This is a genomic window from Pseudomonas fitomaticsae, from assembly GCF_021018765.1.
GTDB lineage: Bacteria > Pseudomonadota > Gammaproteobacteria > Pseudomonadales > Pseudomonadaceae > Aquipseudomonas > Aquipseudomonas fitomaticsae.
Map to the genome: position 1 here is coordinate 4,109,372 of NZ_CP075567.1, position 16,719 is coordinate 4,126,090.

20 protein-coding genes and 1 pseudogene are annotated in these 16,719 nt (G+C 59.9%); 11 read left to right on the forward strand and 10 right to left on the reverse strand.

The annotated features are described in order from the left end of the window. The first annotated feature begins 2 nt into the window (after positions 1-2). A complete protein-coding gene (locus KJY40_RS18455) occupies positions 3-404 on the forward strand; it encodes a hypothetical protein (RefSeq protein ID WP_230731636.1) in 402 nt (133 codons plus the stop codon). Then, positions 401-781, forward strand: coding sequence for a hypothetical protein (locus KJY40_RS18460; protein WP_230731639.1), 381 nt, complete (start codon positions 401-403; stop codon positions 779-781). Before KJY40_RS18455 ends, KJY40_RS18460 begins: the two co-directional genes overlap by 4 nt. A gap of 156 nt (positions 782-937) precedes the next feature. Here the strand turns inward: KJY40_RS18460 and KJY40_RS18465 are convergent. From KJY40_RS18465 to KJY40_RS18475, 3 genes and pseudogenes are all read right to left on the reverse strand, one after another. After that, positions 938-1,939, reverse strand: a pseudogene (locus KJY40_RS18465) (chitinase); the annotation flags it as partial. Positions 1,940-1,979: 40 nt separating this feature from the next. Further along, on the reverse strand, positions 1,980-2,615 hold the full coding sequence (locus KJY40_RS18470) for a lytic polysaccharide monooxygenase auxiliary activity family 9 protein (protein ID WP_230731640.1): 636 nt from the start codon (positions 2,613-2,615) through the stop codon (positions 1,980-1,982). 223 nt (positions 2,616-2,838) lie between these two features. Continuing rightward, positions 2,839-3,276 (reverse strand): hemerythrin domain-containing protein, encoded by a 438-nt coding sequence (locus tag KJY40_RS18475; RefSeq protein WP_230731642.1) that lies wholly within the window; start codon positions 3,274-3,276, stop codon positions 2,839-2,841. Positions 3,277-3,413: 137 nt separating this feature from the next. Between KJY40_RS18475 and KJY40_RS18480 the strand changes: the two genes are divergently transcribed. After that, a complete protein-coding gene (locus KJY40_RS18480; protein WP_230731644.1) occupies positions 3,414-3,839 on the forward strand; it encodes a GNAT family N-acetyltransferase in 426 nt (141 codons plus the stop codon). A gap of 62 nt (positions 3,840-3,901) precedes the next feature. Here the strand turns inward: KJY40_RS18480 and KJY40_RS18485 are convergent, their stop codons facing one another. Further along, positions 3,902-4,252 (reverse strand): hypothetical protein, encoded by a 351-nt coding sequence (locus tag KJY40_RS18485; protein WP_007958217.1) that lies wholly within the window; start codon positions 4,250-4,252, stop codon positions 3,902-3,904. Positions 4,253-4,387: 135 nt separating this feature from the next. On the opposite strand from KJY40_RS18485, the gene KJY40_RS18490 reads away from it, so the two are divergent. The 8 genes from KJY40_RS18490 (at position 4,388) to KJY40_RS18525 (ending at position 9,010) form a co-directional block, all read left to right on the forward strand. After that, a complete protein-coding gene (locus KJY40_RS18490) occupies positions 4,388-4,717 on the forward strand; it encodes a DUF6388 family protein (protein ID WP_230731646.1) in 330 nt (109 codons plus the stop codon). Positions 4,718-4,741: 24 nt separating this feature from the next. Further along, a complete protein-coding gene (locus KJY40_RS18495; RefSeq protein WP_230731648.1) occupies positions 4,742-5,443 on the forward strand; it encodes a YoaK family protein in 702 nt (233 codons plus the stop codon). A gap of 100 nt (positions 5,444-5,543) precedes the next feature. Next, positions 5,544-5,936, forward strand: coding sequence for a sulfurtransferase complex subunit TusD (tusD, locus tag KJY40_RS18500; RefSeq protein ID WP_085699276.1), 393 nt, complete (start codon positions 5,544-5,546; stop codon positions 5,934-5,936). Position 5,937: 1 nt separating this feature from the next. Further along, positions 5,938-6,294: a sulfurtransferase complex subunit TusC gene (tusC, locus tag KJY40_RS18505; RefSeq protein WP_039767393.1), complete on the forward strand. Its 357-nt coding sequence runs from the start codon at positions 5,938-5,940 to the stop codon at positions 6,292-6,294. After that, complete coding sequence (gene tusB / locus KJY40_RS18510) at positions 6,294-6,587, forward strand: sulfurtransferase complex subunit TusB (protein ID WP_230731650.1); 294 nt, start codon at positions 6,294-6,296, stop codon at positions 6,585-6,587. The genes tusC and tusB overlap by 1 nt, the downstream gene beginning before the upstream one ends. Next, a complete protein-coding gene (locus KJY40_RS18515; protein ID WP_007958196.1) occupies positions 6,584-6,919 on the forward strand; it encodes a TusE/DsrC/DsvC family sulfur relay protein in 336 nt (111 codons plus the stop codon). Before tusB ends, KJY40_RS18515 begins: the two co-directional genes overlap by 4 nt. Beyond that, positions 6,916-7,917 (forward strand): glycosyl transferase family protein, encoded by a 1,002-nt coding sequence (locus KJY40_RS18520; protein ID WP_230731652.1) that lies wholly within the window; start codon positions 6,916-6,918, stop codon positions 7,915-7,917. The genes KJY40_RS18515 and KJY40_RS18520 overlap by 4 nt, the downstream gene beginning before the upstream one ends. Positions 7,918-8,008: 91 nt before the next feature. Then, the gene (locus KJY40_RS18525) at positions 8,009-9,010 is read left to right on the forward strand and encodes a glutathione S-transferase family protein (RefSeq protein WP_230731655.1); all 1,002 of its coding nucleotides are present in this window, start codon (positions 8,009-8,011) and stop codon (positions 9,008-9,010) included. Between the two features lie 46 nt (positions 9,011-9,056). Here KJY40_RS18525 and cysG read toward each other — a convergent pair whose 3' ends face one another. The 6 genes from cysG to KJY40_RS18555 all read right to left on the reverse strand — a co-directional run bounded on the left by cysG (position 9,057) and on the right by KJY40_RS18555 (position 16,576). Further along, positions 9,057-10,451: a siroheme synthase CysG gene (cysG, locus tag KJY40_RS18530; protein ID WP_230731656.1), complete on the reverse strand. Its 1,395-nt coding sequence runs from the start codon at positions 10,449-10,451 to the stop codon at positions 9,057-9,059. Next, complete coding sequence (gene serS, locus KJY40_RS18535; protein ID WP_230731659.1) at positions 10,452-11,732, reverse strand: serine--tRNA ligase; 1,281 nt, start codon at positions 11,730-11,732, stop codon at positions 10,452-10,454. It abuts the gene before it with no gap. A 15-nt stretch (positions 11,733-11,747) separates the two neighbouring features. Then, positions 11,748-12,122, reverse strand: coding sequence for a fluoride efflux transporter CrcB (gene crcB, locus KJY40_RS18540; protein WP_007958188.1), 375 nt, complete (start codon positions 12,120-12,122; stop codon positions 11,748-11,750). Continuing rightward, positions 12,122-13,444 (reverse strand): replication-associated recombination protein A, encoded by a 1,323-nt coding sequence (locus KJY40_RS18545; RefSeq protein ID WP_007958186.1) that lies wholly within the window; start codon positions 13,442-13,444, stop codon positions 12,122-12,124. Before KJY40_RS18545 ends, crcB begins: the two co-directional genes overlap by 1 nt. Before the next feature lie 24 nt (positions 13,445-13,468). Continuing rightward, positions 13,469-14,089, reverse strand: a complete 621-nt coding sequence (lolA, locus tag KJY40_RS18550) for an outer membrane lipoprotein chaperone LolA (RefSeq protein ID WP_007958184.1) — start codon at positions 14,087-14,089, stop codon at positions 13,469-13,471. Between the two features lie 78 nt (positions 14,090-14,167). Then, positions 14,168-16,576: a DNA translocase FtsK gene (locus KJY40_RS18555; RefSeq protein ID WP_230731661.1), complete on the reverse strand. Its 2,409-nt coding sequence runs from the start codon at positions 16,574-16,576 to the stop codon at positions 14,168-14,170. Positions 16,577-16,719: the final 143 nt, after the last annotated feature.

The following is a 16,719-nucleotide window of genomic DNA, read 5'->3' on the forward strand; positions in this document are numbered from 1 at the left end:
CAATGGAGCATAAAAACATTTCACTACTCATCAGTGGTGTGAGGGAAGAGGCGACTATCAAGTACGACTCCAAGAAAGGCACAATCAAGTTCGCCATGAAAAACGGCTTCAAAAAAATGTATGAGGCGGACGACCTTTACCTATGCTTGGCAAAAATAAGAAACGATTTTCCAGATATAGTCTTTCTATGCAAGGGAGCAAAAATCAATGTAACGCCATCCAGAATGTGCTCACAAATGAGCGGGGGCGCAGTCGCTTATGAACTAACATTAGGCAAACCGGCCACATTTAATGACATCGTACAAATATTTGATTACGAAGAAAGCGATCTATCGACAAACCTCAAAGATCAACAAGCTTTTTACAAGAAGTGGATAGATTCCTTAAAGAAACAGGCACAATGAAAACTCTTCACATCTCATTAAAATCAGAAGCCATCATTGAAACTGCAGAAATTGCTGTGTGCCGGCGCCAACGAGCACTTGCATTAACCAGAAAAAACGGCGCAACCCAGGTTTACCACGACCACGATTTATTCTTGTGCCTAGCGCAGGCAAGGCACGCAAATCCGGACGTTGAATTCCTGTGCAAGGGTGCAAAAAGAAACGTATACCCGTCAAGAATGAGCTCTCAGATGAGCAGCGGCCTTGTTGCCTATGAATTGGAATTAGGCAAACACGGTGATCAAACCGTTTACATATTTGATTTCGATGATAAAAATATTACAAACAGCTATCTAGAACAGAAAGATTTTTATCTGACATGGTTAAAATCCCTATAGCACCGAAATCTATTCCTTAGTGACTATCGCGCCTCATTCTACCTATCGAAAATACAAAAAAAGCCCGGCAGCGCTACCGGGCTTTTCCTTCATTGCCTACTGATGAGCCACGTTCATCGTTGCTGCATCAGTGCTCTGCGCCGCAGACGACACCCCATGAATCAGCGGTCCATAACGCCGACTGAACTCCCAGTTGTACGGCACGCGATCCTTGCTGGTGCCGTTGTCCCAGTTCACCGACCAAGTCATCAGGCCCTTGATCGGATGCCCTTTGACCGCCAGGCGTTTCATCGCGTTGCCGACCACGGTTTTGTCGATCACGTAACCAGTGGCAGCGGCATCGACATTGGATGGCAGGCCGATGACGAACTTGTCCGCCGGGATCTTCGTGAAACCGCGAGTACCGGTCACCAAACTCTCGGTCAGGTAATACAGGAAATCCTCTTTCATCGCGTCGTTGTTCTGGGCAATCCACGCCCCATTGCCGTTATTGGCTTCCGGCACCCAGACCCCGTCGCCGCCCTGGTTGTAGAACTGCGGTGCGATGAAGTCGTAGTAGCCTTCCAGCGCCTGCAGGTAACCGACGTATTTGCCGGAGGTGGTCAGGTACGGAAACTCCGGTGCCATGCTGATGATGAAATGTTTGCCCTGGCCGGCGTAGTGATCCTTGACCAGTTTCAGCGCGGCCGGCAGGACGGTCTTGTTGGCAGCGAAATCAATCGCGCTCTGTTCAAGATCGATGTCCAGCCCGTCGAAACCGTAGGTTTCCACCAGACGGATGATTTCATTGGCCAGCGGTTGCTCCTGACCGGCGCGCAACTCGATGTGCGCATCGGCACCGCCCAGGGAAATCAGCACGGCCCGCCCCTGACTGTTGAGCACGCCGACCTGACGGCGGAACTCCGCATCGGAAACGTTGAACGGTTTGAAGGTCGGTATCCCGCTGCCCTTCATGAAGGCCACCGCGACCACGTTGTATTCCCTCGGTACGTTTTCCAGCGCGATGTTGGCGAACTGGCCGCGCTGGTAACCATCGCTCGGGCCGGCCGGCCAGTTGTGCCAGAAGCCCATGAGGATCTTCTTGCCGGCAAGGCTCGGCATCAGCGACGCCGCGTCGCTGGCCTGGTTTTTCAATAGGGTGAAGTCGATGTTTGACATGTTCTAATCCTTCAGAACGTGTGGGTTTGACGTTGCGGGCTTATTTGAAGTCCACATCGAAGGCCTGATAGAAGGCGTTGCCGGTGTTGGCGACGATCCACATCAGGACGATGACGTGATGACCCTGCTTGTTGCCCGGAAGTTTCACGGCGTGGTTGACCTTGGCTTTCAATTCCGCCGAATGACTGTAGTACGGCACTTGCGGATAGAAATCCTCGGCGAACGGTTGCGCTTCCAGTTGCGCTCGGGTGATGCGTTGTTTCGGGTCCCAGCCATCCTTGGTGATCAGCCAGCGATAACCGCGGGTGGTGTGCGGCGCGGTGTACTCCCATTTGACCTCAAGGGTCTGGCCGGAGGTGACATTGAGCAGCGGCCAGGAGAATGGACGCCCGAGTTTCTTGCTCATTTCTTCTGCGGTGAAGTTCACACAGTCACGTGCGTCGTTCTTGCCGCCACTGAGAATATAGCCGTCAGCCGGCGGTACGACGCTCGGGTTGTCGCTTTCGAACGGTGCCGGGAACGGACCGGCCGCGAGTGCCGGGAAGTTCTTGCCGCCTTCCATTTCATTGATCTGCCAGCCGCCGAGCAATCCTTGCTCGATGGCCACCGCGCCGCGGCTTGCAGGAGAAATGACGCGACCGTGTCGCAGTTGGGTTTGAGCTTGTGGTTGGTTCATGTTTTTCACTCCGTTGATTTAAGAACTCTCCTGTCCGAGGAGAGGCCTTCAAGCTAACGGAGGGGGATTTTTTGTCCATCGGCGGTTTTGTCGCAGTCTGCCTTGGCGAAACTCGAAAAACGCCGAAAATACTGTATATAAACACAGTGCATTACGACGACGCTCACCCGACGCATGGCAAAAAGCCTACACCGCGCAATTACAAAAACCTGCATTCAGCGGTTCAGGGAAGCTGCGCCTTGAACTCCTTTTGATACTGCCCGGCGAGCTGTTCCTTTTGCTTGTCGTCGAGCAGCTTGCCGGCCATCTGGAAGAACTTCTGCTCTTCTTCCTGCAGGTGGTGATGGACCTTCTCCGAGAGCTTTTTCGCCGTGGCCAGCCAGACCGGACTGGACATCTCGGTCTCGTCGAGTTCTTCCATCATTTCGTCCATTTCATGGTGTTCGGCGATGGCATGCCGACTGAGGTCGACACCGTTGTCGAACTCCATCAGCGGGATGTAGAAGTGGCGTTCTTCAGCCGTTTCGTGGGCCTGAAGCTCAGCCTTGAGTTGCTTGTAGGCCTCGACCCTTTCCGGGGTGTCACCGCTGGTCTTGATCAACGATTTCGCGTAAGTCCGTTGACGATCGTGGCTTTCACGCAGGGCTTCGAAAATGTTCATGGAATCTCCCAGGCAAACGCGTTCCGGATGGACGCCCTAAAGGGCTAGACCCCGGAGCGGCTGCGACGGTTCCAAGCGATTGCTTCAATCGGCTGCGGCGCGATAGGCTGCCAATTCATTACTACAAGGAAGACAACATGACGTTGCGGATCGAGCTGTCACAGGACCCCACCGAAGAACAGCGCGCAGCCATCCTGGCGCCCCTGCGTGCCCATAACATCGCCAAAGCCGGGCCTTCGCTATACGAACCGGTCGCGTTGCTGGTGCGCGACGATAACGACGCGATTCTCGGCGGCCTCTATGGGCACACGTTCTATCGGTGGCTGTTTATCGAGTTGCTGGCGGTGCCGGAGGAAGGCCGGGGACAGGGCATCGGCTCGAAGCTGATGAACATGGTCGAGGCATTCGCCCGGGAAAAAGACTGCGTGGGGATCTGGCTCGATACGTTTGATTTTCAGGCGCCCGGGTTCTACAAAAAACTGGGGTATACCGAGTGTGGCGAGATTGTGGATTATCCGCTGGGGCACAAGCGGCATTTCTTCCAGAAGCGCTTGATTGAGTGAGTTCAGCGACCCTCGCCCGCAGGCTGGCGAGGGTCTCAAATTTCAACGCATTCAGCCGCCCGTTACAGACAGGTCGCCAGCGCCGCCAAGCGGCGCTTGGCGACAAAATCATCCTTCTGCGCGTAGTAATTCAAAACCGTGCCGGACGCATCCGTGGTCAAGTCGACAAAGGACTCCGCCGAGCGCGTATAAACCGTCGAACCACCTTTCTTGCCCGGTTGCAGATACGCCGCCGCGTCCACGCCGAACACCGCTTCGTCCTGCCAGGCGAACTGCACGCACTGGGCCACGACTTTTTCGGGTTTGTCCGAATTCAGGGTCTTGTAAGGGGTTTGCGTGCGGGCATCTTCCATCGCCGAACCCGCGCAACCGGCCAGCAGGGTTGCCGCCAGTGCCACCATCAGCATTCGCATTGCATTCGCTCATTCGGAAAAAAGCGGACTGTATCACCGCAACACCAAAAATCGTTCTGCTTTACTGCATTTAGAGCGCGACACATGCCGGCCGCTGCGGCACATTAACGGTCATCAGCCTTACAAGGAAAGCCCATGGCGCCTACTGACCAGCGACACGAACAGGCCCTGAAACTGTTTCTCGATGCGCGCCCGGAGCTGCGCGAAGCCCTCGATCACCTCAACCCGCTGCTGGCCCAGGCCAAAGGCGAAACCCAGGCGCAGTACCGCGAAGAACGCCTGCACGAAGCCTTCGAAGCCGAGGCCGAAAGCCAGGGTCTCTTTGCCTGGGAGCTGACGTTGCAGCTCACCGCCGCGACACCCGAGGAGTATCGATCGCAACGCCTGGAAGTGCATCGCGAAGTGGCGGAAATGGCCGGGATGGACTGGCTGGAATATTGCGATCTGTATGGCATAGAACCGTAAACCCCACTCAAGGACGCTGCCTCGATGCTGCCTTCCACTTCGACCCACCGCGCCAGCCCCGGACATCTTCACATACAGAAATGGCGCGGCCGTGTGGGCCTGGCGTTGGTTGCCAGCCTGTCGGTACTGGCCGGCATGACTGATGCCATAGGCTTCATGGCCAGCGGCGATTTCGTTTCCTTCATGAGCGGCAACACCACGCGGCTGGCGGTGGCGATCAGTGATGGCGACAGCGCACTGACATTAAGGCTGATCCTGCTGGTCGCCACGTTCATTGCCGGTAATGCCCTGGGTGTCGTGGTCAGTCGGCTGGGTGGTCGGCGAGCGCTGCCCTTGTTGTTATCCATCGCCGCTCTGCTCTGTTTGGCAGCCTGGCCCTTTGACACGCAACTGCCGGCCCTGCTGGCGGCGATCATTGCGATGGGTATGCTCAACGCGGCGGTGGAAGAGGTGAACGGTCTGCCGGTGGGGCTGACGTACGTCACCGGCGCCTTGTCCCGATTTGGCCGTGGATTGGGGCGCTGGGTGCTTGGCGAACGGCGCAGTGGCTGGCGGGTGCAACTGGTGCCCTGGAGCGGGATGCTGGTCGGAGCCATTCTGGGAGCGGTGCTGGAGCATCATCTGGGACTCAAGGCGATGCTGGTGAGCGGTCTGTTTGCCGGTGTTCTGGGCTTGCTGACCCTGAAAATCCCGCGACGCTGGCAGTTGGGCTATATGCCGCGCTGACAGGCACCTGATCGCATCGAGACGGGCAAGGGAAACATCCACTTCGCCGCCCCGCCGAGAAAGCTTTATCATGGCCGCAGTTTTGCTGATCGAGTCCGTCATGAAGTTCGCCATTGCGCTGTTTTCCGCCGCCCATGCGCCCTCCTCGCGCCGCGCCCTGCTGTTCGCCCAGGCTGCGCTGGCCGGCGGGCATGAGATTGTCCGGCTGTTTTTCTATCAGGACGGTGTCCACAACGCGTCCGACGCCGTGGTCACGCCGCAGGACGAACTGGACCTGCCCAAGCAGTGGCGAACCTTCATCACCGAACAAAACCTCGACGGCGTGGTGTGCATCGCCGCGGCCCTGCGCCGTGGCGTGTTGAATGCCGAGGAAGCCGGGCGTTATCAGCGTGATGCCGTGGCTGTCAGCGCGCCGTGGGAATTGTCCGGCCTCGGCCAGTTGCATGACGCGGTGCAGGATGCCGACCGCCTGATCTGTTTCGGAGGCGCATGACATGGCCAAGTCCCTTCTGATTATCAGCCGTCAATCGCCGTGGTCCGGCCCCGGCGCCCGCGAAGCGCTGGACATCGTGCTGGCCGGCGGCGCCTTCGATCTGCCGATCGGTCTGCTGTTTCTCGACGACGGCGTGCTGCAACTGGCCGCCGGGCAAAACGCCAAGGCCCTGCAACAGAAAGACCTGAGCGCCAACCTGCAAGCGCTGCCGATGTTCGGCGTGGAAGAGTTGTTCTACTGCGCCGACAGCGCCAGTGTTCGCGGCCTCGGCGACCGTTCGCTGGACGAGGCGCAGCCCTTGGCCGCCGAGCAAATCACCGCCCTCATTGACCGTTACGACCAGGTGATCACCCTCTGATGTCGACTTTGCATGTGTTGTCCCATTCCCCGTTTGGCGACGAACGCCTGACCAGTTGCCTGCGCCTGCTTGGTTCTGCCGATGCATTGTTGCTGTCTGGCGATGCCGTTTATGCGCTGCAACCTGGCACCGCGCCGTTCATTGCGCTGGAATCCCGCAAGGTGAAATTGTTCGTGCTGGCCGAAGACGCGCAAGCCCGTGCCGTACAGGTTCCGGACTGGGCCGAAGCCATCGATTATCCGGCCTTCGTCGAGCTGTCGATTCACCACGACAAGGTCAACAGCTGGCTATGAATGCGCTGACCGTCGGCGCCCGCGCCATCGAACTGGACAAGGACGGCTTCCTGGTCGATCTCAACGACTGGTCGGCCGAAGTCGCCAGCGCCCTCGCCGCTGCCGAAGACATCGAACTGAGCCCGGAACATTGGGAAGTCCTCGAACTGCTGCGCAGCTTCTATGCCGAATTCCAGTTGTCCCCGGCCACCCGGCCGCTGATCAAGTACACCGCACTCAAGCTCGGCGCGGAGAAAGGCAACAGCCTGCACCTGAACCGACTGTTCAAAGGCACCCCTGCCAAACTCGCCGCGAAACTGGCGGGCCTGCCCAAACCGACGAATTGCCTATGACCGACTATCCAGCGCTGACCCTCGAAACGCCCGCCGAGCACCCGTTCGCCCAATTCGTGCGCATCCTCGGCAAGGGCAAGCGCGGCGCCCGTGACCTGACCCGCGAGGAAGCCCGGGAAGCCATGGGCATGGTGCTCGATGAAGCGGTCGAAGAAACCCAGCTCGGCGCGTTCCTGATGTTGCTGCGGCACAAGGAAGAGAGCGCCGAGGAAATGGCCGGTTTCACCGAAGCCCTGCGCGAACGCTTGCAGGCGCCGGCGCTTGACGTCGATCTGGACTGGCCGACTTATGCCGGCAAAAAACGTCACCTGCCGTGGTATCTGCTGGCCGCCAAGTGCCTGGCGCAGAACGGCGTGCGCATCTTCATGCACGGTGGTGGCGCCCACACCGCCGGGCGCTTGTACTCGGAACAATTGCTCGGTGAGCTGAACATCCCGCTGTGCCGCAACTGGCAGCAGGTCGGCGCAGCGCTGGATAACGGTGGCCTGGCGTTCATGCCGCTGGTGGACTGGGCGCCGCAGCTGCAACGGATGATCGACCTGCGCAACACCCTCGGCCTGCGTTCACCGATCCACTCGCTGGCGCGGATCCTCAATCCGCTGGGCGCACGTTGCGGCCTGCAGAGTATTTTCCACCCCGGCTATCAAGCGGTGCACCGCGATGCCAGCGGCCTGCTCGGCGACACGGCGATCGTGATCAAAGGCGACGGCGGCGAAATCGAGATCAACCCGGATGCCGACAGTCATCTGTACGGCACCACCGGCGGCGAGAGCTGGGACGAGGAATGGCCGCAGTTGTCAGCGCAGCGTCACGTCAAACCTTCTTCGCTGGATATCGAGCATTTGAAGGCCGTCTGGCGTGGCGATGTGGTCGACAGCTATCCGCAGATGGCACTGATTTCGACCATGGCATTGGCGCTGCGCGGCCTCGGCCAGAGCCGTGAACAGGCTTTCGAAACCGCCGAGCAATACTGGGCCGCACGGGATAAATCGATTTAACCGATCATAAACGCCCGATCTTTGCGCTTTTTGTTCGAACTCATCGGAATAGACTCGGCTCCAACGAATATTGGTTTCTGGAGTCTTGATCATGGGTTTACTCGTCGACGGCCGCTGGCAGGACAAGTGGTACGAAAGCAGCAAGGACGGCGCGTTCCAGCGCGAACAGGCTCAGCGCCGCAACTGGGTCACTCGCAACGGCGAGCCGGGCCCGAGCGGTGAAGGCGGTTTTGCCGCCGAAGCCGGGCGTTATCATCTTTATGTCTCCCTCGCCTGTCCGTGGGCTCATCGCACGCTGATCCTGCGCAAGCTCAAGGGCCTGGAAAGCCTGATCGACGTTTCGGTCGTCAGTTGGTTGATGCTGGAAAACGGCTGGACCTTCGATCAGAACCTCGGTTCGACCGGCGACAAACTCGACCACTTCGATTTCATGCACCAACGCTACACCGCTGACACCGCCGACTACACCGGGCGCGTCACCGTGCCGGTGCTGTGGGACAAGAAGCTAAAACGCATCGTCAGCAATGAATCGGCGGAGATCATCCGCATGTTCAACAGCGCCTTCGATGACCTGACCGGCAACGATCTGGACTTCTACCCGGCGCCATTGCGCGGCGAGATCGATGCGCTGAACGAGCGGATCTACCCTGCCGTGAACAACGGCGTGTACCGCGCCGGGTTTGCGACTTCGCAAAATGCCTATGAAGAAGCGTTCGATGACGTGTTTGCCGAACTGGATCATCTGGAGCAGGTGCTGGGTGCCAACCGTTATCTGACGGGCGAATACCTGACCGAGGCGGACGTGCGCTTGTTCACCACGCTGATTCGTTTCGATGCGGTGTATCACGGGCACTTCAAATGCAATCTGCGGCGGATCAGCGATTATCCGAGCCTGTCGAACTGGCTGCGTGAGATGTACCAGTGGCCGGGCGTTGCCGAGACCGTGGATTTCCAGCACATCAAGCATCACTACTACGGCAGCCACAAGACCATCAACCCGACGGGGGTTGTACCGAAGGGGCCGGAGCAGGATTTCACTGTTGCCCATGACCGGAACCGGTTGGGCGGGAAAGGGGTTTGGCGCAGAGGTTGAGAGCAGGATCGTTCCCACCGCGTGGGAACGATCCCCCTCAGAGTCGTCAGATCTGACCCTGAGCGCCCTCGAACCACGCCAGCTTCTCGCGCAGTTGCACCACTTCGCCGACGATCACCAGCGTCGGCGCATGCACTTCATGCTCCGCCACCAGACGCGGCAAGTCGGCCAGCGTGCCAGTGAAGACCCGCTGATTGACCGTGGTGCCCTGCTGGATCAGCGCTGCCGGGGTTTCGGCCGCACGACCATGCCTGATCAACTGCTCGCAGATGATCGGCAACCCCACCAGCCCCATGTAGAACACCAGCGTCTGAGCCGGCGCGACAAGGTCGGCCCACGGCAGATCGGTGGAACCGTCCTTCAAGTGTCCAGTGACGAAACGCACCGACTGCGCGTAATCGCGATGAGTCAGCGGAATCCCGGCATACGCCGCGCAACCGCTGGCCGCCGTGATGCCCGGCACCACCTGGAACGGAATGCCATGGGCCGCCAGTTCCTCGATTTCTTCGCCGCCACGGCCGAAGATGAACGGATCCCCGCCCTTCAACCGCACCACGCGCTTGCCGGCCTTGGCCAGATTCACCAGTTGCTGGTTGATCTGATCCTGCGGCACGGCGTGATCGGCGCGACGCTTGCCGACGTAGACACGCTCGGCATCACGACGGCACAGCTCAAGAATCGCCGGAGCGACCAAGCGGTCGTACAGCACCACATCGGCTTGCTGCATCAGACGCAAGGCGCGGAAGGTCAGCAGATCCGGATCGCCCGGCCCAGCGCCCACTAGATACACCTCGCCGGTGGTAACGCTCGCTTCGCCGTCGATTTTCGCCTGCAACAGACGCTCGGCCTCGGCACCCTGCCCAGCCAACTGGCGATCGGCAATCGGTCCCTGGAACACGTCTTCCCAAAAACCGCGACGTTGCTGCACATCGGGAAACAGGCCTTTGACCTGATCACGAAAGCGCGCGGCCAGGCCGGCCAGATGGCCGTAGGTGGAGGGAATCCAGGTTTCTATCTTGGCGCGGATCAGCCGGGCCAGCACCGGCGCATCGCCGCCACTGGAGACCGCGATGATCAGCGGTGAACGATCGACAATCGCTGGGAAGATCACGCTGCACAGCGCCGGCGCATCGACCACATTGACCGGTACGCAACGCCGATGGGCATCGGCGGAGACTTGCGCGTTCAACGCCTCGTCGTCGGTGGCGGCAATGATCAGCCCGCAACCGTCCAGATCCGTTTCAGCGTAGCCACGCAGCAGGCATTCGCCACCGCTGGCGGCAACCAGTTCGCGCAGTTGCGCTTCAATTTCAGGTGCGACCACCCGCAGCAGCGCACCGGCATCGGCCAGCAGGCGGGACTTGCGCAAGGCAATCTCCCCCCCACCGACGACCAACACACGACTGCCGCGCAGGTTGTGAAACAGCGGCAGATATTTCATTTAGCCGATGACCTCAAGGCCACCCATGTACGGCTTCAGCACGTCCGGCACGCGGATCGAACCGTCGGCCTGCTGGTAGTTTTCCAGCACGGCAACCAGGGTACGACCGACCGCCAGGCCGGAACCGTTCAAGGTGTGTACCAGCTCAGGCTTGCCGGTTTCCGGGTTGCGGAAACGCGCCTGCATGCGGCGGGCCTGGAAGTCGCCGCAGTTGGAGCACGACGAGATTTCGCGGTATTTTTCCTGGCTCGGGATCCACACTTCCAGGTCGTAAGTCTTGACCGCGCTGAAGCCCATGTCGCCGGTGCACAGTGCCAGGGTGCGGTAAGGCAGCTCCAGCAGTTGCAGGACTTTCTCGGCGTTGGCGGTCAGGCCTTCCAGCGCTTCCATCGACTTCGACGGCTCGACGATCTGCACCATTTCAACTTTGTCGAACTGGTGCTGACGGATCATGCCGCGAGTGTCACGACCCGACGCACCGGCTTCACTGCGGAAGCATGGAGTGTGGGCAACGAACTTGATCGGCAGTTGTTTCGAATCGACGATTTCACCGGCCACGATGTTGGTCAGCGATACTTCGGCGGTCGGGATCAGATACAGATCGGCTTCGCCTTCGCGAGCGATCTTGAACAGGTCTTCTTCGAACTTCGGCAGTTGACCGGTGCCTTGCAGCGCCGGGGCCTGAACCAGATAAGGCGTGTAAGCCTCTTCGTAGCCGTGCTCGGTGACGTGCAGGTTGATCATGAACTGCGCCAGTGCGCGGTGCAGACGGGCAATCGGGCCGCGCAGCAGGGCGAAACGTGCGCCGGACAGCTTGGCGGCGGTTTCGAAGTCGAGCCAGCCGAATTTCTCGCCCAGGGCCACGTGGTCCTGAACCGGGAAATCGAAAGCCGTCGGGGTGCCCCAGCGGCGGACTTCGACGTTGCCGTCTTCGTCTTCGCCGACCGGAACCGATTCGTGCGGCAGGTTCGGGATGCCCAGCAGGATCGAATCCAGTTCGGTCTGGATCGCGTCCAGCTCGACTTTACCGGCACTCAGTTCGCCCGCCATGCGCTCGACGTCCGCCATCAGCGGCGCGATGTCTTCGCCACGCTGCTTGGCCTGACCGATGGATTTGGAACGCGCGTTACGCTCAGCCTGCAGTGCTTCGGTGCGGGTCTGGACGGTCTTGCGCTGTTCTTCCAGCGCTTCGATGCGCGCGACATCCAGGGCAAAGCCACGGGAAGCCAGGCGGTCCGCTACGTCCTGAAGGTTGCTACGTAACAGTTTGGAATCGAGCATGTCGGTTTCTCGTTATCAAAGTTTGGTCAGGGACAGGCCGGCCCAGGTCGCGAGCAGCCCGCCGAATACGCTGATGGCCGCATAGCCCAGGGCCAGCGGCACTTGCCCGCTTTCCAGCAGGCGCACCGTATCCAGTGAAAAGGATGAAAAAGTCGTCAGCCCCCCAAGGAAGCCGACCATCAACCCGGCACGCACCTCGATCGGTACTTCCGGGCGTATCAAAAACAGGCCGTACAACACGCCAATCAGCAGACAGCCCACGATATTAACGGCCAGCGTCGCGGTATAGAAGTGCCGCGGCCAATTGGCGTTGACCCAATTGCCGGTGGCGAAGCGCAACAAGGTGCCGGCAATCCCGCCGACGGAGACTGCAACGATCAATGGGACCACTATTTTCTCCGCTGCCGGGGGCTTAAACGATCAAGTTGGGCGAGGTGGTTGAGCTTTTCGCCGATCTTCAACTCCAGGCCACGGGGCACCGGTTGGTAGAACGGAATCGGGTCGAGTTCTTCCGGGAAATAGTCTTCGCCGGCCGCGTAGGCGTCCGGTTCGTCGTGGGCGTAACGGTATTCGTCGCCGTAGCCCAATTGCTTCATCAATTTGGTCGGCGCATTGCGCAGGTGCAGCGGCACTTCCAGCGATCCGTGCTCGGCAGCGGCGCGCAGCGCGGTCTTGAAGCCCATGTACACCGCGTTGCTTTTCGGCGCACACGCCAGATAGGTGATGGCCTGAGCCACTGCCAGCTCACCTTCCGGACTGCCGAGACGCTCCTGCACTTCCCACGCCGCCAGGCACAGGCTCAGGGCGCGGGGGTCGGCATTGCCGATGTCTTCGCTGGCCATGCGCACCACCCGTCGGGCCAGGTACAGCGGATCGCAGCCGCCGTCGATCATTCGCGCAAACCAGTACAGCGCGCCGTCCGGATTGGAGCCGCGCACCGATTTGTGCAACGCAGAAATCTGGTCGTAGAACGCTTCGCCGCCCTTGTCGAAACGCCGGCGAGTGTCGCCGAGCAGGCTCTGCAGCAGCTCGGTGCCCATCTCACTGTTGTCTTCGGCCAGGTCCGAGGCGTTTTCCAGCAGGTTCAGCAACCGCCGGCCATCGCCATCGGCGGCGGACAGCAGCATCTGGAAGCCTTCATCGCTGAGGGTCAGATGACGCTTGCCCAGACCACGCTCTTCGGTGAGTGCGCGGTGCACCAGTTTGCGCAACGCCGCTTCGTCGAGGCTCTTGAGTACGTAGACCCGCGCCCGCGACAGCAATGCATTGTTCAGTTCAAAAGAAGGGTTTTCGGTGGTGGCGCCAATGAAGATCAGCGTGCCGTCTTCAACGTACGGCAGGAAGGCGTCCTGTTGAGACTTGTTGAAGCGGTGCACTTCATCGACAAACAGGATCGTGCGCTTGCCGTACTGACCGGCCTGCTGCTTGGCGATTTCCACCGCCTGACGGATCTCCTTGACCCCGGCCAGCACCGCCGAGACCGTTTCGAAGTGCGCATCCGAGACTTCCGCCAACAACCGCGCCAGCGTGGTCTTGCCCACGCCCGGCGGCCCCCAGAAGATCATCGAATGCAGGGCACCCTGCTCCAGCGCTTCGCGCAAAGGCTTGCCGCGAGCGAGCACGTGTTCCTGACCGACGTACTCATCCAGATTGGTCGCCCGCAAACGGGCGGCCAGTGGCTGGGCAATCGGTGCACTGCGAAACAGATCCATCACGTACCGTTGAAACCTCTGTGTTTATTCCTGGATCACATCGGCACCCTTCGGGATGTCGAACTTGAACTTCGAGGCCGGGACCGCTTCGTTGGCCTTCACCCCGGTGAACAGGATATTGGTGCGCTGGCCGACGCTGTCGATCAGTTGCATGTCATTGACCAGACCGTTGCGGAACGACAGGCGCAGGCTGTCGAACAGGGTGTCCTTGGTTTTCGGCTTCAGGGTGAAGTCGATCACGCCGCCCGCCTCTTTGGCGCTGATGTCGAAGCTCTGGCTGATCTTCGATACGTCGCCGGACAGCAACAGGGCCGGGGTCTGAGTCAGACGCTCATCGAGCTTCTTGATGGTGGCCTGTTCCAGGTCCGGGTCCCACAGGGTGACTTTCTTGCCGTCGGACACCATGGTCTGCTCGGCGGGCGCATTGGTGTGCCAGTAGAAAAGGCCCGGACGCTGCAGGGTCATGTCGCCGGTGGTTTCCTGCAACTGGGTGCCACTGCCGTCGAGGGTCAGCTGGGAAAAATTGGCAGTCAGGGTCTTGGATGTTTCGAGCAATTGGGTCAGGCGAGCCACATCCTTGTCATCGGCGTGAGCCGTGAGGGTGGTCAGAGCCAGTACCGGCAGCAACATGCGGATAAGACGCATGGGAGTCCTCTTGAATACTCGTGGGAAAGTGGACGGCGCTTCATGCACCGCCCATTGCATTTGGATCAGGGTATCGAATCAGTCGCGTACCGGGCCAGGGGCCAGGACTTCGCGGGAACCGTTGGTGTTCATCGACGTCACGACCCCGGCCATTTCCATGGCTTCGATCATGCGCGCGGCACGGTTGTAGCCGATCTTCAGCTTGCGCTGTACAGCGGAGATGGAGGCACGACGGCTTTCCAGCACGAACTGCACGGCTTCGTCGTACAGCGCGTCGGCTTCCGGATCATCGCCGTCACCGCCGCCGCTGCTGCCTTCAAAACCACTGCCCGCCTCTTCGACACCGTTGAGGATGTCGTCGTTGTATTCCGGCGCGCCGCGCAGTTTCCAGGCTTCAACCACCCGGTGAACTTCATCGTCGGACACAAATGCGCCGTGAACCCGGATCGGCAGGCTGGTGCCCGGCGGCATGTAGAGCATGTCACCGTGGCCGAGCAGTTGTTCGGCGCCGCCCTGGTCGATGATGGTCCGGGAGTCGATCTTGCTCGATACCTGGAACGCCATCCGCGTCGGGATGTTGGCCTTGATCAGACCGGTGATCACGTCTACCGATGGCCGCTGGGTCGCGAGGATCAGGTGAATACCGGCCGCACGCGCCTTCTGGGCGATACGGGCGATCAGTTCTTCTACCTTCTTGCCGACGATCATCATCATGTCGGCGAATTCGTCCACGACCACGACGATGGTCGGCAGCTTCTGCAGCAGCGGCGCTTCGTCGTGGATGCTTTCGCGTTTGTACAGCGGATCGCTCAGCGGCTCGCCGGCGTCCTGGGCTTCCTTGACCTTGGCGTTGAAGCCGGACAGGTTTCGCACGCCCATCTTCGCCATCAGTTTGTAGCGACGCTCCATCTCGGCCACGCTCCAGCGCAGGGCGTTGGCGGCGTCCTTCATGTCGGTCACGACCGGGCACAGCAGGTGCGGAATGCCTTCGTAGATCGACAGCTCGAGCATTTTCGGGTCGATCATGATCAGCTTGGCGTCATCCGGGCCGGACTTGAACAGGATCGACAGGATCATCGCGTTCACGCCCACCGACTTACCGGAACCGGTGGTACCGGCCACCAGCAGGTGCGGCATCTTCGCCAGGTCGGTGATGACCGGTTTGCCGCCGATATCGTGGCCCAGGGCCAGGGTGACCGGCGATTTGAAGTTGTCGTACTCAGGCGTCGACAGCACTTCGGAGAAGCGCACGATCTGCCGGTCTTCGTTGGGAATCTCGATACCGACCGTGGTTTTGCCCGGAATCACTTCGACCACCCGCACGCTGGTCACGGCCAGCGAACGTGCAAGGTCTTTCGCCAGGTTGGCGATACGGCTGACCTTCACGCCCGCAGCAGGCTGGATTTCGTAACGGGTAATGACCGGGCCGGGATGGATCGAATCCACGGCGACTTCAACGCCGAATTCCTTGAGCTTGATCTCCAGCAAGTGGCCGACCGCTGCCAGGGATTCGGGCGAATAATTGAGTTGTTTCTTTTCCGCAGGATCGAGAATCGAGATCGGCGGCAAGGTGCCTTCCACGGCGCTGTCGACGAACAACGGCACCTGCTTCTCTTTCTGCACGCGCTTGCTTGGCTCCGGCGCCTTGACCGGGGCCGGGGCGATGACCGGCGGAACCTGTTTCTCGCGCTCGGACATGTGCTTGCTCAGAGCCTGCTCGCGCTCGATCAGACGTTCCTTGACCTTGGCCTGCTCGCGCTTGTCGGTGACCGTCGGTGCAACCACGTCGTGCACGCGATCATCGACTTCACGCAGTTGCGCGACCAGTTGTTTGCGCTCGGTACGCGCCGACCACCAGCGGTTGACCGCGCCCTGGAACAGTTCGAACAGATCGAGGGTGATCTTGCCGGTGATGTCCATCACCTTGAACCAAGAAAGGTCGGTGAACACCGTCAGGCCGAACAGGAACAGTGCGATGAACAGCAACGTGCTGCCCTGAATGTTCAGGGCATTGCGGGCCAGATCACCGAGGCTTTCTCCCAGCGCGCCACCGGCGCCAGCGGGCAAACCAGTGGCAGCGTGGAAATGGATGTGCGCCAGCGCGGCGCCGGACAACACCAGAAACACCAGGCCGATCAGGCGCCAGGAAAACAGCCAGCCGCTCCACTGCCATGGCTCGTGACGCTGACGGAAGATCTGATACGCCTTGATCGCCAGCAGCAACGGGAAGATGTACGCGAAATAACCCAGCACCATGAACAGGATGTCGGCGCTGTAGGAACCGGCCGGACCGCCGAAGTTCTGCACGTCGTCGATCTTGCTGTTGTGGCTCCAGCCCGGATCGTCCTTGCCGTAGGTCAGCAACGCCATCATCAGGAACAGGCACAAGGCGCCGATGGCGATCAATGCACCTTCCTTGAGCCGGTAGTGCAACTGTTGACGCCAGAGCGGAACGACTGTTTTTGGTGCTTCCGTGGATTTCTTCAAAACGCTTCTTTTCCTGCGCCAGAGGCGCGTCCATCTATTGAATGACGATAAAAAACTGCCCAATCCAGGCAGGTAAAAAAATTGACGGGCGCAACGGAGACTACTTTTAACACTGCGCCCCGCCTTTTATAAACACGGCACGC

Bases quoted from the DNA above. Each gene is read 5' to 3' on its own strand.
- KJY40_RS18545 (WP_007958186.1), bottom strand. From the start codon at position 13,444: ATGGATCTGTTTCGCAGTGCACCGATTGCCCAGCCACTGGCCGCCCGT.
- KJY40_RS18515 (WP_007958196.1), top strand. From the start codon at position 6,584: ATGAATGCGCTGACCGTCGGCGCCCGCGCCATCGAACTGGACAAGGAC.
- serS (WP_230731659.1), bottom strand. From the start codon at position 11,732: ATGCTCGATTCCAAACTGTTACGTAGCAACCTTCAGGACGTAGCGGAC.
- KJY40_RS18470 (WP_230731640.1), bottom strand. From the start codon at position 2,615: ATGAACCAACCACAAGCTCAAACCCAACTGCGACACGGTCGCGTCATT.
- tusB (WP_230731650.1), top strand. From the start codon at position 6,294: ATGTCGACTTTGCATGTGTTGTCCCATTCCCCGTTTGGCGACGAACGC.
- KJY40_RS18520 (WP_230731652.1), top strand. From the start codon at position 6,916: ATGACCGACTATCCAGCGCTGACCCTCGAAACGCCCGCCGAGCACCCG.
- tusC (WP_039767393.1), top strand. From the start codon at position 5,938: ATGGCCAAGTCCCTTCTGATTATCAGCCGTCAATCGCCGTGGTCCGGC.
- lolA (WP_007958184.1), bottom strand. From the start codon at position 14,089: ATGCGTCTTATCCGCATGTTGCTGCCGGTACTGGCTCTGACCACCCTC.
- KJY40_RS18525 (WP_230731655.1), top strand. From the start codon at position 8,009: ATGGGTTTACTCGTCGACGGCCGCTGGCAGGACAAGTGGTACGAAAGC.
- KJY40_RS18485 (WP_007958217.1), bottom strand. From the start codon at position 4,252: ATGCGAATGCTGATGGTGGCACTGGCGGCAACCCTGCTGGCCGGTTGC.
- KJY40_RS18480 (WP_230731644.1), top strand. From the start codon at position 3,414: ATGACGTTGCGGATCGAGCTGTCACAGGACCCCACCGAAGAACAGCGC.
- tusD (WP_085699276.1), top strand. From the start codon at position 5,544: ATGAAGTTCGCCATTGCGCTGTTTTCCGCCGCCCATGCGCCCTCCTCG.
- KJY40_RS18475 (WP_230731642.1), bottom strand. From the start codon at position 3,276: ATGAACATTTTCGAAGCCCTGCGTGAAAGCCACGATCGTCAACGGACT.
- KJY40_RS18490 (WP_230731646.1), top strand. From the start codon at position 4,388: ATGGCGCCTACTGACCAGCGACACGAACAGGCCCTGAAACTGTTTCTC.
- cysG (WP_230731656.1), bottom strand. From the start codon at position 10,451: ATGAAATATCTGCCGCTGTTTCACAACCTGCGCGGCAGTCGTGTGTTG.
- KJY40_RS18455 (WP_230731636.1), top strand. From the start codon at position 3: ATGGAGCATAAAAACATTTCACTACTCATCAGTGGTGTGAGGGAAGAG.
- KJY40_RS18460 (WP_230731639.1), top strand. From the start codon at position 401: ATGAAAACTCTTCACATCTCATTAAAATCAGAAGCCATCATTGAAACT.
- KJY40_RS18495 (WP_230731648.1), top strand. From the start codon at position 4,742: ATGCTGCCTTCCACTTCGACCCACCGCGCCAGCCCCGGACATCTTCAC.